At 52.6% G+C, this 14,515-nt stretch carries 16 protein-coding genes; 10 read left to right on the top strand and 6 right to left on the bottom strand.

From position 1 onward, the window contains the following. Positions 1–23 precede the first annotated feature (23 nt). Positions 24–218, top strand: a complete 195-nt coding sequence (locus N037_RS00930) for a YdiH family protein (protein WP_003857766.1) — start codon at positions 24–26, stop codon at positions 216–218. Positions 219–268: 50 nt separating this feature from the next. Here N037_RS00930 and N037_RS00925 read toward each other — a convergent pair whose 3' ends face one another. Both N037_RS00925 and N037_RS00920 read right to left on the bottom strand, forming a co-directional pair. Beyond that, positions 269–898 (bottom strand): helix-turn-helix domain-containing protein, encoded by a 630-nt coding sequence (locus N037_RS00925; RefSeq protein ID WP_023335395.1) that lies wholly within the window; start codon positions 896–898, stop codon positions 269–271. A 69-nt stretch (positions 899–967) separates the two neighbouring features. After that, entirely contained in the window at positions 968–1,627 is a 660-nt protein-coding gene (locus N037_RS00920; RefSeq protein WP_032638288.1) for a helix-turn-helix domain-containing protein, read from the bottom strand. Positions 1,628–2,038: 411 nt separating this feature from the next. Between N037_RS00920 and N037_RS00915 the strand changes: the two genes are divergently transcribed. The 6 genes from N037_RS00915 to N037_RS00890 all read left to right on the top strand — a co-directional run bounded on the left by N037_RS00915 (position 2,039) and on the right by N037_RS00890 (position 8,075). Next, positions 2,039–2,569 (top strand): fimbrial protein, encoded by a 531-nt coding sequence (locus N037_RS00915; protein WP_032639118.1) that lies wholly within the window; start codon positions 2,039–2,041, stop codon positions 2,567–2,569. 79 nt (positions 2,570–2,648) lie between these two features. Further along, on the top strand, positions 2,649–3,326 hold the full coding sequence (locus N037_RS00910) for a fimbrial biogenesis chaperone (protein WP_032638286.1): 678 nt from the start codon (positions 2,649–2,651) through the stop codon (positions 3,324–3,326). Between the two features lie 44 nt (positions 3,327–3,370). Further along, on the top strand, positions 3,371–5,899 hold the full coding sequence (locus tag N037_RS00905; protein ID WP_032639116.1) for a fimbria/pilus outer membrane usher protein: 2,529 nt from the start codon (positions 3,371–3,373) through the stop codon (positions 5,897–5,899). Between the two features lie 11 nt (positions 5,900–5,910). Next, positions 5,911–6,858, top strand: coding sequence for a fimbrial protein (locus N037_RS00900; RefSeq protein ID WP_032638284.1), 948 nt, complete (start codon positions 5,911–5,913; stop codon positions 6,856–6,858). Between the two features lie 11 nt (positions 6,859–6,869). Then, complete coding sequence (locus N037_RS00895; RefSeq protein WP_032639114.1) at positions 6,870–7,382, top strand: fimbrial protein; 513 nt, start codon at positions 6,870–6,872, stop codon at positions 7,380–7,382. Between the two features lie 51 nt (positions 7,383–7,433). Further along, complete coding sequence (locus tag N037_RS00890) at positions 7,434–8,075, top strand: helix-turn-helix transcriptional regulator (protein WP_032639112.1); 642 nt, start codon at positions 7,434–7,436, stop codon at positions 8,073–8,075. 66 nt (positions 8,076–8,141) lie between these two features. Here N037_RS00890 and fdhF read toward each other — a convergent pair whose 3' ends face one another. The 4 genes from fdhF to ycgZ all read right to left on the bottom strand — a co-directional run bounded on the left by fdhF (position 8,142) and on the right by ycgZ (position 11,356). Next, positions 8,142–10,292: a formate dehydrogenase subunit alpha gene (fdhF, locus tag N037_RS00885; protein WP_032638282.1), complete on the bottom strand. Its 2,151-nt coding sequence runs from the start codon at positions 10,290–10,292 to the stop codon at positions 8,142–8,144. Between the two features lie 191 nt (positions 10,293–10,483). Beyond that, a complete protein-coding gene (locus tag N037_RS00880; RefSeq protein WP_023311323.1) occupies positions 10,484–10,762 on the bottom strand; it encodes a biofilm/acid-resistance regulator YmgB/AriR in 279 nt (92 codons plus the stop codon). A 29-nt stretch (positions 10,763–10,791) separates the two neighbouring features. After that, positions 10,792–11,112, bottom strand: coding sequence for a hypothetical protein (locus N037_RS23295; protein WP_032638280.1), 321 nt, complete (start codon positions 11,110–11,112; stop codon positions 10,792–10,794). A gap of 4 nt (positions 11,113–11,116) precedes the next feature. Next, positions 11,117–11,356 carry a regulatory protein YcgZ gene (gene ycgZ, locus N037_RS00875; protein WP_023335405.1) on the bottom strand — a complete coding sequence of 80 codons (240 nt, stop codon included), beginning with the start codon at positions 11,354–11,356 and terminating at the stop codon, positions 11,117–11,119. 337 nt (positions 11,357–11,693) lie between these two features. On the opposite strand from ycgZ, the gene N037_RS00870 reads away from it, so the two are divergent. The 3 genes from N037_RS00870 (at position 11,694) to sufA (ending at position 14,512) form a co-directional block, all read left to right on the top strand. Continuing rightward, positions 11,694–12,914, top strand: coding sequence for a diguanylate phosphodiesterase (locus tag N037_RS00870; RefSeq protein WP_032638278.1), 1,221 nt, complete (start codon positions 11,694–11,696; stop codon positions 12,912–12,914). Positions 12,915–13,101: 187 nt separating this feature from the next. Further along, positions 13,102–13,830 carry a MerR family transcriptional regulator gene (locus N037_RS00865; protein ID WP_023335407.1) on the top strand — a complete coding sequence of 243 codons (729 nt, stop codon included), beginning with the start codon at positions 13,102–13,104 and terminating at the stop codon, positions 13,828–13,830. 313 nt (positions 13,831–14,143) lie between these two features. Then, the gene (gene sufA, locus N037_RS00860; protein WP_032638276.1) at positions 14,144–14,512 is read left to right on the top strand and encodes a Fe-S cluster assembly scaffold SufA; all 369 of its coding nucleotides are present in this window, start codon (positions 14,144–14,146) and stop codon (positions 14,510–14,512) included. The last annotated feature ends 3 nt before the right edge of the window (positions 14,513–14,515 follow it).

Here is a 14,515-nt window from a genome sequence, read left to right as displayed (position 1 = left end):
TTTTGTACATAAGCGAGGACATCATGGATACTGAAATAACCCCAACACAGCTGGCAATTGAATATTTACGTCGCGATAAGAGCAACCTGTCTCCGGCGCAGTACCTGAAAAAGCTGAAACAGCTTGAGCTGGAATTTACAGATTTGCTGGCGCTCTCTTCGAATGAACTGAAAGAAGAGATCTACTTTGCCTGGCGGTTGGGCGTTCACGTCCATTGAGTACATGAGAATAAAAGGGCCGCGAGTGCGGCCTTTTTTGTGTCTGACATTCAGTATCGGGCGGGGAGTTTGTTGATTTTAATGAGCCTGCCTTCTTCCATTTCGATGAATCCGCCGGTTTTTAAATCCGCCAGAATGCGCATTACGCCGCTGCGGGAGAGCTGAGTTTTCTCCCTGATATACCTTTCCGCCGTCATGCTGAGCCGATAAGCCTCATCTTCCTCCATCAGCTTGACCAGCTGCTGGCGAATCATCTCATACGCCGTCGGCGCGCCCTGCGGCATCACGTTGTTATAAAGACGGCTATACACAAACATGAGCTGTTTAGAAAGCAGGCCCCATAGCGCCTTCTCTTTGATAATTTCATTCACCCGCTCGGTTGCGAGCGTCCCTATCAGACAAGGGCTGACGGTCTTAATATAATCATTGAAATAGATATCGGTAAGGTTAGCGAGGCCGAACACCGCGGGGCTGCGAGCCGTGGACAGCATCATGTCATCGCTTCTTCTGTAGACGGCGATGGTTCCTTCAAGAATTAAATAGCACATGCCCTGACCGTTGACTTGCAGGTCCAGTCGCTCGCCGCGGGCGGCACGATGCGTTGTGCAATCAGGCAACAGGTGGGAAATAAGCTCTTGCGCGTAGGGGGAACCCCGTTGAGACTTTTCGGGAAGGGACATAGTAGCCGAGAACCTTAAAAATAATCTGGCTAATTATAGCGCTTCTCCCGGGTACAGGCACGCTGGCTGTCAATATTTTCGCGGCAGATGGTGAATGTCAAGCAGCACCCCACGCTCCATGGTGATGTACTTCCCGGTCCGCAGTTCTGCCAGAATACGCATAATTCCGCTACGTGAAAGATACGTCCGGCTTTTGATGTACGCGGCTGCCGTCGTATTTTTCCGTATGGCATCGGGCTCCTGCATGAGCTCAACAAGCTGGAAGCGGATGATGTCGTAGGCAGACATTTGCGATATTTGCGCACAATGCTCATATACCCGTGAGGCCGTATAAATCAGCAGCTTTGAAAAGTGCTCCCATAAATTCTGCTGTGAAACAATCTGATTAAACGTCTCCAGCGATACGCGGGCGATTTCTGCCGTCTCCAGGGCCCTGACGTAGAGATGTTCCGAAGAAAATTGACTGCTGACGCCAAGAATAAAAGGCGCAGACTCTGAGTTTAATACAATACCGTCGCCGCGACGATGAAGCGCCACGCTTCCCTGGAGAAGTAAAAAGCACTGACGCACATCATCTTTATAATAATGTACGGTTTCTCCCCGGGAAATGATCATTCTGTTCGCATCAGGTAGCACTGATTTAATCAGGGCGTCTATATGGATAAACGGTTTTAAACCAAGAACGGTTGACTCGTGGTTATTCAATGGCGTGGTTAAACGCGTATTCATAAGATACCTCACAGCGACTTCGGGGTCGATCATTTTTTGATCTGTGCAGAGAATTATCTTAAAAATGAAGGGGTCAGGGATGTTTCGCCAGGGTCCAAAAGTAGACCGTTGAGTGCCTGACATCTAACGTATTGAATGAAAACAAAAAGACGATCAAGTCTACTAATAGACCAGGGAAATAAGGCGTAAGTTTATCCTGAAGAAATGTTGAATTTACGTTAAATCAGAGTCTACAGCTAGACCAGCAAAAAGTTGTATTCGCCAAAATGATTATATAGATTTTAACCAATCAGTCAGAAAGACCTTATGGCGTTAATTAAAAATGAACCCACAGTGATTCATTTGTCAACTTTCTGCTGTTTTGATTTTAATAATAAATAAAATTATCCCGTAAACAGGAAAATGAAGATTATGCAAAAGAATATTATTTTAGCGATGGTAGCGACAGGTTCCGCCTTAATGATGGGTAATGCACTCGCTGCTGCAGGAACCGTTAATTTTAACGGTAACATCCTGGATTCCGCCTGCGATGTCGCGGTTGCCTCTCAAAATCAGGTGGTGGTATTAGGCGATTACAATAAAACAGAATTTCCGGCAACAGGCGCCAGAACTGCGGCAACGAAATTCGATATTATCCTGAAGAACTGCCCGGTCACGGTCACCGGTGCCAAAGTCCGTTTTGACGGTACGCCTGACCTGACTAACGCCGATCTGCTGGCTATTGATACCTCCGTCGCCGGTGCGGCAACGGGCGTTGCTATCAATTTGATGACCGCTGATAAAGCGGATCTGCCGTTGCACGGCAGCAACAGCTATAGCTATGCGTTAAGCAGTACCGCCGATAATACGCTGAATTTCTACGCGCAGTATATTTCAACGGCGGCATCGGTGACTGCCGGTCCTGCAAACTCCGTGGCAAATTTCTCCGTTGTTTATAACTAGTCATTAAGCAGAACCCGAGCCGGTTCCACGACGTTCTGCGTGGGGGCAGCCACTGCCCCCGTGTTTCAAGAAGTGTAACATGAATTTTATTAGCAAGACTCTGCTCATCGCTGCCGCGCTGACCGCATCGTTTTCGAACGCCTATGCCGGGGTCATTATTGGCGGTACCCGCGTCATTTTTGAGGGTGGGAAAAAAGAGGCATCAATTAGCATCAATAATGCCGATAGCGTGCCTTACTTAATCCAGTCCTGGGTTGACATGCCAGAGGGTAATGCTAATAAAGCGCCGTTCATTGTTACTCCGCCTTTATATCGACTGGAGGGTGGGCAGCAAAACATTGAGCGTATTTTACTCTCGGGTTCGCTACCCCAGGATAAAGAAAGTCTTTTTTGGCTGAATATTAAAGCGATACCGTCTTCCTCAAAACAGGCAAACTCACTGCAAATTGCCGTCAAAACGCGCATCAAGCTTATATATCGCCCGGCGAGTCTGAAGGCATCAACACCGGAAGAACAAGCGAGTAAATTAACCTGGTCGCGTAGCGGGAATAAGCTTATGGTCACCAATCCAACGCAATATATCATCAACTTTAATGAAATAAGCGTCGGTAATAAAAAACTGGATGAGGTCACCTGGGTGGCGCCTGGGTCAACGGCAGCATTTATTTTACCCGCAGATGCCAATGGTAACCATATTTCATTCAAAGTTATTAATGATTACGGTAGCCCCGGAAGAATACATCAGGCCAGCTTTTAATTTATCAAAAGCGGCGATCTTCATCTCAGGTCAGCTTAATGATGATGGCAACGAAAACGATAAAAATGCAGCCTGCGCGTCTGGCGATCTGTATCGCCTTTGCGCTGGTTAATGCTGTGCAGACTGTTGATGCCCGTGATTCGTTCAACGCCGAACTGGTTGAACTGGACAACCCGGGTACGAGTAAAGCTGATTTATCTGCTTTTGAATCAGGTTCGCAGGCACCAGGGATATACCACGTTGACATCATCCTTGACGACCAGCTCATTGAGACAAGCGATATTGATTTTACCACTGTAAAAGGTGGGAATGACGGCGATAGCCTCCAGCCTTGTCTGAGGATTGAGCAGCTCGAAAAGTGGGGCGTCAAAACCGCGCTTTTTCCCGACTTAGCCAGCAATGGCGCGTCCTGCGTTAACCTGCAGGCTATACCTCATGCCAGTACGGATTTTCAGTTTGGCGCACAGCGGCTGGTTATCAGCATTCCTCAGGCCGCGATCGACCTGCCGGCACGGGGGGATGTCTCGCCAGCGCTATGGGATGAGGGGATCGCCGCTGCGATGCTGAACTACAGCGTGAGTGGTGCAAATACCAGGGCAAAACAAAACGGCAGTAAAAACAGCGACAGTCAATATGCCAACCTGCGCCCGGGTCTCAACGTTGGGCCGTGGCGACTGCGAAATTACACCACCTGGTCGCGTGATGAGAGCGGTCAGGACAAATGGGATACCGTCTACACCTATGCGCAGCGGGCCATTATTCCGCTCAAAGCGCAGCTCACCCTGGGGGATAGCTCCGCGCCGGCCGACGTGTTCGACAGCATGCCGTTTCGCGGCGGACAGCTGGCTTCTGACGATGACATGCTCCCGGATTCGCTCAAAGGCTATGCGCCCGTGGTGCGGGGCATCGCGCGTACCAGTGCCCAGGTGGTGGTGCGGCAGAACGGCTATCAGATTTATCAGACCTACGTGGCGCCAGGCGCTTTTGAGATTACCGATATGTACCCCACGGGCGGCGCCGGAGATCTGGACGTCACCGTTAAGGAAGCGGACGGAAGCGAGCAGCACTTCACCCTACCTTATGCCTCATTACCGGTTTTGCAGCGTGAAGGTCGCCTGAAATATGCGGTGACCGGAGGGCAGTATCGTTCTTATAGCAGCAGCGTTGATAAGACCCCGTTTGGGCAAATTACCGGGATTTATGGTTTGCCGTATGGCCTCACGCTCTATGGCGGGCTGCAGGAGTCGAGCAAATATCAGTCGATCGCCACCGGGCTTGGGAAAAATATGGGTGATCTCGGTGCCATTTCTGCGGACATGACCCAGGCCTGGTCCATTCCGCAGGGCGGGGAGAAATCCAACGGCCAGTCCTGGCGCGCGCGATACAGCAAGAACTTTGTGGGTACCGGAACCCAGTTTTCGATTGCGGGCTACCGCTATTCGACCAGCGGTTACTACGGCATGCAGGAGATCCTCGATTCCTGGGGTGACAGCTCCGCGCTTCAGGACCGACGCCGCAACCGGGCCGAGCTGACGATGAGCCAGACCCTGGGCGGCAACCTTGGCTCGCTGACGCTGAGCGCGGCTCGAGAAGACTACTGGAACTCGGGTAAAACGATGGCGTCATACAGCCTGGGTTACAACAACTCCTGGCACAACATCAGTTACGGACTCACCTGGACCTACAGTAAAAACGGCAGCGCGGGTTCATACGATGACAATAAACGGTACGACAACGATCGGCTGCTGGCCTTTAACGTCAGCATTCCTCTCGATAAATTTTTGCCGCAGACCTGGGCTAACTATAGCGTGAGCGCCAGCAAGAATAACGGCACCACACAGAACATCGGCCTGAACGGCGTGGCGCTGGAAAATCACGCCCTGAACTGGAACGTGCAGCAGGGATACGGGTCGGACGGCGTTGGCTACACGGGCAATATGAATGGCGATTATAAGGGAACCTACGGCGAAGCGACGGCGGGCTACAGTTACGACAAAAACAGCGAGCGGCTTAACTACGGTCTGCAGGGGGGCATTCTCGCTCACAGAAAGGGGATCACGCTTTCTCAGCCCCTGGGTGAGACCAACGTTCTGATTAGCGCGCCGGGCGCGCGCGGCGTCGATATCCGCAATCAGCCGGGCGCGAGAACGGATTACCGCGGATATACGGTGGTCAGCAATCTCTCCGTATACCGTAAAAATGACGTCACCCTTGCTTCGGAAAGCCTGCCGGATGATGTTGAGCTGGATATTAATACCCGGACGGTGACGCCGACGCGCGGCGCGATCGTTTTGGCCGACTATAAGGCGAAGGTGGGGCGACGGGCGTTATTTAATTTAATGCATAACGGCCAGTTTGTTCCCTTTGGCGCAACGGCAAGCCTGAAAGGCACCGACGGCAGCAGCGTTATTGTTGGCGATAAAGGTCAGGCTTATCTCACCGGTCTGGATACAGAGGGAACCGTCTTCGTCTCGTGGGGAGCGGAAAGCGATCGGCAGTGCCGCGCACCGTACGTGCTTTCCCCGCAGCCTTCGGCAGGTGGAATTACCGAAATTAACGTCAAGTGTCTTTAGGGCTTTTTAACATGCGCTCAATTTACATCATATTCCTGCTGTGCATTGCAGCAGGCTGGAACAGTGCTCGTGCAGGAACCTGCACGACGATTACGCCACAGGAATCAACCTTGTCCATCGGCACGATTACGGTTCAGCGCGACGTTGCCGTGGGTACCGTATTATTTTCGCGAAACGCCACAATAACCGGTTCCTATTTAACGGGGTGTGCCAATCCATTAATGCTGGGTTTTAGCATGCGCTACCTCAATGCGACGCCGAGCACTTATGGGAATCATGTTTATAACACCAATGTAAACGGTATAGGCGTGCGCTTTTCATCGGGTAATTATTTTGAAAACCCGACCAATACCTTCTCCTATAACGCGCAGTCGGATTATGTCGAGTGGTGGGGCGGTAAAATAGAACTCGTTGTGACCGGACCGGTCGCGTCGGGGTCGCTGACGCCGGGCGTGCTGGGCGTGGTGATGCTGCAGGGCAGTGACGGGGTTTATCGTGATGGCCTGACGACCACCCTGTTGGGCGGAACCATTAACGTACTGGCCTGCAGCATTACGACACCGCAGCTGACGTTTCCCATCGGCGATATTTCTGCCGCGACGTTTGGGTCAACGGTGGGAACCACGCCCGCAGGCGCCCAGAATACGCAGAACCTGGGACTGAACTGCGATCCGGGCGCAAACGTCAACGTGTCGTTCAGCGGTATTCAGAACCCGGACGTGGCAACAACGAGCGTCCTGGCGCTGACGGGGCAGGGTAATACCGGCACGGCGAAAGGGGTTGGCGTTCAACTGCTCTATAACGGTACGCCTCTTACGCTAAATGCGCGTTTGCCGTTAAGTGTGGCCGCAGGCGGGCAGCAGGCGTTTCCATTAACAGCACGGTATTACCAGACGCAAACGACGGTTGAACCCGGCACCGCCAATGCGTCAGCAACCTTAAATTTGACGTATCAGTGATGGATAAAACGATGAATATACTGCGCACGGCAGCGCTCGGCGCCACATTTATCAGCTGTCATTTATTTGCGGCGGACAGTGTTAACGTCAACGTTACCGGAAATATTGTTGCCTCCCCCTGTATCTTTAACGGTGGGAATAACACTCTGGATATCAATCTCGGCAGTATTCAGGCATCCAATATGGCCACGCCGGGGTCGACATCCGATCCTGTGCCTTTTAGCCTGCCGTTTACCCGGTGTCCGGCAGGCACGCGCAGCGTTACGGTCTCCTTTACCGGAAACCCCGACCCCATCGCGGGGGCGGATTATTACATGAACAGCGGCTCGGCCACGAACGTCGCGATTGCGATGAGCGAGGCCGCAACCGGTGCGTTAAAAGGCACGGGAACAAGCATTACGCAGACTATTGCGGCAGACAGAACCGCGACGATGGCCATGCAGGCGTTAGTCAAGTCCGTTACCGGCGGTGCGACGCCCGGGAGCATCAGTGCCGTCGTGGTCATGACGATGCAATACAACTGATCGGCACGCGCGTTGTTTACTCCTATTTTTATGCAGATGTCGGTAATTGTTATGTTGAATATTCTGATTAAAGAACCAGATTCTTTTTTTAAAAATGGCCTGCAATATTTTCTTGTGGATTTCTTCCTGCATAATTTCAGGCATCACATTCATTTTGACACTGAGCTGACTTATGACAGCGTCAGTGCCGCGGATATTATTATTCTCGCTTTATGCCCCGGGGAAACGCTGACCTGTATTCCTGAATTGAAAGCGCGAAAAAAAGGGATTGTGATTGGGCTGGTGGACGATGAGCGGCGTTTTTCCGCATTTTCATCCTGTTTTCAGGATATGATGTTCATCTCCCGCCGCGCCCCGCTTGGCCAGGTTAGCGAGATGCTCTTTATTGCATGGTACCGTACGCAATTGCCGGGATATCGCTGGCAGCATAAAGGCTGTTTCGAGTGCGAGCATAAAATACTTTCGCCGCAGCAGATCCGCGTTACGGTGAATTTTTACAAAGGGTTATCGGTAGGGCAAATTGCTGATGTGCTCAGGACGAGTGATAAAACGATATTCACGCATAAGTATTTGCTGATGCAAAAATTCGATCTGCGCAGTGATTATGAGCTTATGGCGCTGATTCACCGGATGGTCGAAAAAAATGCCTACCCGAACAAATTGCGTGACCATCTGATCGGTTACGACGGATAAGTGGAAGAGAGGGTGGAACCGTCGTCGTGAGTTGTCGGGTGGCGGTTACGCCACCCGATAGTTGTATCAGACATTCACCGCGCTAATCAGCCGCGACTTCATGGACTGATACGCCGACGCTGCAAAATCCTCCGCCCAGCGCTGGTCCTCAATCGCCTCCAGCTGCACCGCGCAGTACTTCGTTTCCGGCGTTTTGGAGATGGGGTCGAGGTTGTCCTGGGTCAGCTCGTTGCAGGCGCCAATCCACCACTGATAGGTCATATAGACGGCCCCGACGTTGATACGCTCGCTAGTGCTGGCGCGGGTAATCACTTTGCCGCGACGCGAACGTACCCAGACCAGCTGACCCTCCTTGATACCCAGCTTTTCCGCATCGGCAGGGTGAATTTGCACCCGACCCGGCTCGTCGGCCAGGCTCTGCAGCGCGGCGCAGTTCCCGGTCATCGAGCGGCAGGAGTAGTGCCCAACCTCGCGTACCGTACAGAGCACCAGCGGAAAATCCGCATCCGGAGTTTCCGCCGGTGCGCGCCACGGCGCGGCGAAGAGCTGTCCTTTACCGGTTGGGGTGTCGAACTGATTATCTTTATACAGGTACGGCGTGCCGGGATGGTCCAGCGTCGGGCACGGCCACTGCACGTGGCCCATCTCACCCATTTTTTCATACGTTACGCCGTAGAAGAGCGGGCACAGTTCGCGCATCTCATCCCAGATCTGCTGGTTGGAGTCATAATGCATCGGGTAGCCCATCTCGGTGGCGAGCAGGCTGATAATCTCCCAGTCGCGCTTCACGTTGCCGCTGGCCTCAATGGCTTTGCCAAAACGCTGGAAACCGCGATCGGCACAGGTAAAGACGCCGCCGTGCTCACCCCAGGAGGTGGCAGGCAGCAGAACGTCCGCCACTTCTGCCGTTTTGGTCATAAAGATGTCCTGAACCACGACAAAATCGAGCGCCTCAAAACCGCTGCGCACGAGACCGAGATCGGCTTCGGTCTGAAGCGGATCTTCCCCCATGATGTAATAGGCTTTGATCTTGCCTTCCAGCGCAAGGTGAGGCACCTCGGTAATGCGCGTCCCGACCCGATCGTCCATGTGTTTGACGTCAATGCCCCAGGCATCGGCGAACTTCTGCCTGACTGCCGGATCGGTCACATCCTGATAGCCGGGGAACATATTCGGCAGAACGCCCATATCGCAGGCGCCCTGGACGTTATTTTGACCGCGCACGGGCCCGACGCCGACGGCGGGTCGGCCCAGGTTACCTGTCAGCAGCGCCAGGCTGGAAAGCCCTTTGACCACATCCACAGCCTGACCAAACTGGGTCACGCCCATTCCCCACATCACGGTGGCAGAAGGGGCCGCCGCGAAGGTGCGCATTGCCTGACGAACGTCGCGGGCGGGAATGCCGGTAAGATGCTCGACCTTCTCCGGCGCATAGTCTTTCACCGTCTGGCGGTAGGCCTCAAGCCCCTCCGTAAAGCGCGCCACGTAGCTTTTGTCGTAGAGCTCCTCTTCCAGCAGCACGTAGCCAAAGGCGTTCACCAGCGCCATGTTACTGCCGTTTTTCAGCTGCAGATGCTGGTCTGCGATGCGCGCCGTTTCAATGCGCCGCGGATCGCAGACGATAATTTTCGCGCCGTTTTCACGCGCTTTAAGCACGCGCCGGGCAACGATAGGGTGGGAGTCCGCGCAGTTATAGCCAAATACCAGCAGGCATTTTGAGTTTTCAATATCGTTGATAGAGTTACTCATTGCGCCGTTTCCAAGCGTTTCCTGTAAACCGGCCACGGAAGGGCCATGGCAGACGCGCGCGCAGCAGTCCACGTTGTTGGTGTTCAGCACCGCGCGGGCAAACTTTTGCATCACATAGTTTGTTTCATTGCCGGTTCCACGGGAGGAGCCGGTTGTCATGATTGAGCGCGGCCCGTGCTGCGCTTTAATGCTGCTGAGCCTGTGGGCGGTGTAGCGGATAGCCTCTTCCCAGGTAACGGGGGTGAATGCCTCGCCTTTGTGGTAGCGGATCATCGGCTGGGTCAGGCGCGGGGTGAGCAGTCGGGTATCGTTGAGGAAGTCCCAGCCGTAAAAGCCTTTCAGACACAGGGTGCCCTGGTTTGTGACGCCTTCTGCGGCTTCGGCACGGATGATACGGTTATTTTCAACGACAAGGTTTAGTTTACAGCCTGCACCGCAGTAGGGGCAGACGCTGGCGATCTTTTTCATCAATAACAGACCTGTTAAGAAATGAAGCAAAGTTGACTGGAAAACCCAGTCCCGTAAGCAGAGGTAAGCAGGAACCGTGCCAGGTTGGCTTTGCCAGTTTTACAGGGTGTTACGCGGGAAAGGCGCGTGTCATCGTCAGACTGTTCGTCAGTTTTGACGATGACACGTTAGGAGGCGTTGAGCGCAGGAGCTTACAGATCGTCCATCGTGTAACCCACCACGATTTCAAGAGTCTTACGAATCACATCCGCCTGAACCACATCGTGGGTGGCTTCCAGCGTCTGAATGAGCCAGAGGATGATCGCTTTATTAGACAGATGACCTTCAGAGGCCAGAACACAGCGTACTGCAGTAGAAAAAACAGCGGACTCTTCAGCAAAACGATCGCCTGCGTGACGGAAATACTCCGACAGCGCACTGTCTAAAAAAGCAGAATGGTATTCGGGTTGAAGCTGAATATTTTGTCTCATTTGTTCTCACCGTAGCTGTTAAATTGCAGTCAATGTATTTTTTTGGGGTCGGACGGTTTTCCACTTCCAAATAACGGCACTACATTGTCTCTGTTATCGTTGAGAGGTCCCTCTCTGTTTGTTCGTCCTTGCGCGGTTCTGCGACGTGTAAAGGCGATGCTGTTTGAGCCGATGTCGGCAATCACCACCGCAAGTGTCTCCCGCCGCCGGGGATCCTTTTCATGTTCTTTCATGCTCCGCAGACGCTGCAGCAATCCTTCGGTTGTCACTGGCCCCCGCTCTTTCAGAAGAGAGAGAACGGCTTCACCGATAAGCTGGTCGATCAGTCGATCTGCGTCACTGCTATTCATCACGTTATCGTTCGAAGAGCAGACCAAGCAGCATGTGGTAATGCTCTTCCTCTTCCGGCCCCTCGGCCTTTTCGAGGCGGCTGAGCAGTTTGGTACAGAGCGATTTGCGATTAAGGTTTCGCCCGTCGCTGAGGATTTCGACAACCACCTGGCCCAGCGTCTCCTGTTGAGTAGGAAGCGCGGCCTTTTCGAAGTACTGTGCGATCGCTGCTGCGGAATCTGTGGCGTAACCTTTCTGCTGCATGTTTCGCTCCTGTAAAATTTTGTAATCACTAACGTTACAATTAAGGTATACATAATTTCCAAATCTGTACACTTAAAATGTACAGATTTTTAATGTTTTTTCGATATATTTTATAAATTACTTTAATTTCATATTGTTATGGTTGTTTAGTGAGACGGTAATGTTACAGGATATATTGTACAAAAAGGTCTGGCGCTGGTAAGTTGTACAGCACGGAAAAAAGTATCATTAACTGCCATAAACGGTTGAGATGTAAATTATTTGTCAGGCAATTAATGTGCTATAAAAGATCCTTATCCACCTTTTTTGTGGTCAAAACCCTAACCCCAGGAATCGCATGCTCACAACCATCATTTACCGCAGTCATATCTGCGAGGACGTTCCAGTGAAGGCGCTGGAAACAATGGTCGCTGCAGCAAATAGTAAAAATCGGCAATCCAACGTCACGGGGATCCTGCTTTTCAACGGCACACATTTTTTCCAGCTGCTTGAAGGGCCAGTGGAACACGTTTCTGCCATCTATGAGCAGATTTGCAGCGACCCGCGCCACCATAACGTGGTGGAGCTGATGCGCGATCACGGGCCTGTCCGACGCTTTGGCAACGCGGGCATGGAGCTTTTTGATTTGCGCCACTTCGACAGGGACGAAGTGCTGCAACAGGTGCTCAACAAGGGGACGACACGCTATCAGCTGACGTATAACGACCGTCCGCTGCAGTTTTTCCGCACCTTTGTCGAGGCCACGGAAAAAGCGAACTATTTTGAACTGCCGCCTGCGGATTCCTGGGAATTCGTTCGCGAGGAAACGCGTTTGTCTGCACAGCCCGAGGTGGTCGCGAAAGGGGCGGATTGCAGCTTTGCGTTCCAGCCGATAGTCGATCCGTTTATGCAGCAGGTCGTCTCCTGGGAGGCGCTTCTCCGCACGCCTGACGGCGGTGCGCCGGGAGATTACTTTGCCAATCTGCCGCGTGACGAGGTGTATGCCTCTGATTTACAGAGCAAGCAGGTGGCACTCTCCATGGCCAGCGCGCTGGGGCTACAGGATCAGACGTTGTCACTTAACCTGTTGCCCATGACGCTCGTCAACATTCCCAACGCCGTGGATTTCCTGCTCACCGCGATTGAAGCAAATGGGTTTGTACCCGAGCAAATCGTCGTGGAGTTCACTGAGAGCGAAGCCATTTCCCGTTTTGATGAATTCACGGATTCAGTGAGGCAGTTAAAAAGCGCGGGCATCAGCGTGACGATCGATCACTTTGGCGCCGGTTTTGCCGGGCTGCAGCTGCTGGCTCAATTCCAGCCGGACAGAATTAAGATTAATCGCGATCTGGTCGCGAACGTGCATAAAAGTGGCCCCCGGCAGGCCATTATTCAGGCGATTATCAAATGCTGCTCCTCGCTTGAGATTCAGTTCTGCGCGGTGGGGGTAGAGAAGGCTGAAGAGTGGATGTGGCTGGAGTCCGCGGGGATTTCCCAGTTCCAGGGGCATCTTTTCGCCAGCCCGCGACATGGCGGTATTCCCGCGATTGCGTGGCCGGAGAAAAAGTTCGACTTCTGATGAAGTTGTACACAATTTGGTAGACTTCACTGTACGGGCGGCAAATTTTATACAACAATGTATTAACAGGTGGACGGAAAAGAAGCCCATTCACGCGTTCAAATGCGGTCTTAGTTATACAAATGGTGTGTACAATCTGATAAGGTTGGTGTAGTTAGGTATGGAAGTTCTGAGCGTGAGGGAGTTAATGGCCTATTACAGTATCGGCGAAGTGGCCGAACGATGCGGTATCAACCCCGTTACGCTGCGTGCCTGGCAGCGCCGTTATGGATTGTTGAAGCCGCAGCGAAGCGAAGGGGGGCATCGTCAGTTTGACGATGAAGATATCCTGCGTATCGAAGAGATCAAGCGCCTGATGAAGAGCGGCGTCTCGGTCGGAAAAGTCAAAGCCTTGCTGGAAAACAAGGAAGTATTGACTCAGGGTAACTGGGTCTCGTTCCAGGAAGAGATGATGACCGTTCTGCGTTACGCCAGCCCGGCAAAGCTGCGCGCCAAAATCAGTGAATTCCGCCGCGATCACGCGATAGACGCGCTGATTGACAGCATTATCTCTCCTGTCCGTCAGCGAATGAATCAGGATCAAAACACCGTGCGTCACATGGCGAGCCTGTTTGACGGCGTACTGATCGAGTTCGCCATTGCAAGCCTGGCGGAGTCCCGCAAAAAAGCCGGCAAAGACGCGCTCCTGATTGGCTGGGAATGCGATGACCGCACCCACCTGTGGCTCGAAGCCGCGCGCTTATCGCAGAAAGGCTGGCACATTGACGTCCTGGCGGAACCTATTGATTCGCCGCGTCCTGAACTCTTCCCGGGGCAAAAAATCTTCGTATGGACGGGGAAATCCCCAACGCCTCGCCAGCAGGAACAGCTCGACCACTGGCGTGAACAGGGGTTTGCTGTCTCATTTCATCACTGATCGTCAGAGGCCTTGAGGGCCTTTTTTTGTTTTTGTCATTTTCTGAGCAAAAGCTATCTCAAAAATAGGCATTTCCGATGCATATTTTACTTTTCTCCTCTCCGTCATAAATGCCGCGACGAAATGCATTATTTATCAATGCATTGAACAAATACATCCATCCTGACTGCATCCTGCCATAGGGTCTATGCTTAATAAAAGTAGGCAAAAAGGGCGGTTTATCCGAATGCCCCTGCTGACAGAGGGTTGAAGTGATAATCGTTATCACTAACATGGTGTTATGCCCTGATGGCTTATCAGATGAGGTGGACCTATGGAACTGCATTCAGAAACCTTTAATCCTGCCGATTTTGCCTGGCGCGGCTTAACGCTCACGCCAGCGGCGGCGGCACATATTCACGAGCTGGTGGCGAAAAAGCCCGAGATCCTCGGCGTGCGGTTGGGCGTCAAACAGACCGGTTGCGCGGGTTTTGGCTACGTGCTCGATACCGTCACCGAACCCGAGAAAGATGACCTGGTGTTCGAGACGGACGGCGCGAAACTGTACGTCGCGCTGCAGGCCATGCCGTTTATTGACGGCACCGAAGTGGACTACGTCCGCGAAGGCTTAAACCAGTTATTCAAATTTCATAACCCGAAAGTCCAGAACGAATGCGGCTGCGGCGAAAGCTTTGGGGTATAGGCG

Origin of the sequence: Enterobacter sp. EGD-HP1, assembly GCF_000733275.2 — a bacterium.
Taxonomy (GTDB): Bacteria; Pseudomonadota; Gammaproteobacteria; order Enterobacterales; family Enterobacteriaceae; genus Enterobacter.
Note: the sequence above shows the minus strand (reverse complement) of the source record. Positions and strands in the feature narration are given on the sequence as shown.

What these genes read in the sequence shown, in the direction of transcription:
- N037_RS00930 (WP_003857766.1), top strand. Translation starts at nt 24, where the DNA reads ATGGATACTGAAATAACCCCAACACAGCTGGCAATTGAATATTTACGT.
- N037_RS00925 (WP_023335395.1), bottom strand. Translation starts at nt 898, where the DNA reads ATGTCCCTTCCCGAAAAGTCTCAACGGGGTTCCCCCTACGCGCAAGAG.
- N037_RS00920 (WP_032638288.1), bottom strand. Translation starts at nt 1,627, where the DNA reads ATGAATACGCGTTTAACCACGCCATTGAATAACCACGAGTCAACCGTT.
- N037_RS00915 (WP_032639118.1), top strand. Translation starts at nt 2,039, where the DNA reads ATGCAAAAGAATATTATTTTAGCGATGGTAGCGACAGGTTCCGCCTTA.
- N037_RS00910 (WP_032638286.1), top strand. Translation starts at nt 2,649, where the DNA reads ATGAATTTTATTAGCAAGACTCTGCTCATCGCTGCCGCGCTGACCGCA.
- N037_RS00905 (WP_032639116.1), top strand. Translation starts at nt 3,371, where the DNA reads ATGGCAACGAAAACGATAAAAATGCAGCCTGCGCGTCTGGCGATCTGT.
- N037_RS00900 (WP_032638284.1), top strand. Translation starts at nt 5,911, where the DNA reads ATGCGCTCAATTTACATCATATTCCTGCTGTGCATTGCAGCAGGCTGG.
- N037_RS00895 (WP_032639114.1), top strand. Translation starts at nt 6,870, where the DNA reads ATGAATATACTGCGCACGGCAGCGCTCGGCGCCACATTTATCAGCTGT.
- N037_RS00890 (WP_032639112.1), top strand. Translation starts at nt 7,434, where the DNA reads ATGTTGAATATTCTGATTAAAGAACCAGATTCTTTTTTTAAAAATGGC.
- fdhF (WP_032638282.1), bottom strand. Translation starts at nt 10,292, where the DNA reads ATGAAAAAGATCGCCAGCGTCTGCCCCTACTGCGGTGCAGGCTGTAAA.
- N037_RS00880 (WP_023311323.1), bottom strand. Translation starts at nt 10,762, where the DNA reads ATGAGACAAAATATTCAGCTTCAACCCGAATACCATTCTGCTTTTTTA.
- N037_RS23295 (WP_032638280.1), bottom strand. Translation starts at nt 11,112, where the DNA reads ATGAATAGCAGTGACGCAGATCGACTGATCGACCAGCTTATCGGTGAA.
- ycgZ (WP_023335405.1), bottom strand. Translation starts at nt 11,356, where the DNA reads ATGCAGCAGAAAGGTTACGCCACAGATTCCGCAGCAGCGATCGCACAG.
- N037_RS00870 (WP_032638278.1), top strand. Translation starts at nt 11,694, where the DNA reads ATGCTCACAACCATCATTTACCGCAGTCATATCTGCGAGGACGTTCCA.
- N037_RS00865 (WP_023335407.1), top strand. Translation starts at nt 13,102, where the DNA reads ATGGCCTATTACAGTATCGGCGAAGTGGCCGAACGATGCGGTATCAAC.
- sufA (WP_032638276.1), top strand. Translation starts at nt 14,144, where the DNA reads ATGGAACTGCATTCAGAAACCTTTAATCCTGCCGATTTTGCCTGGCGC.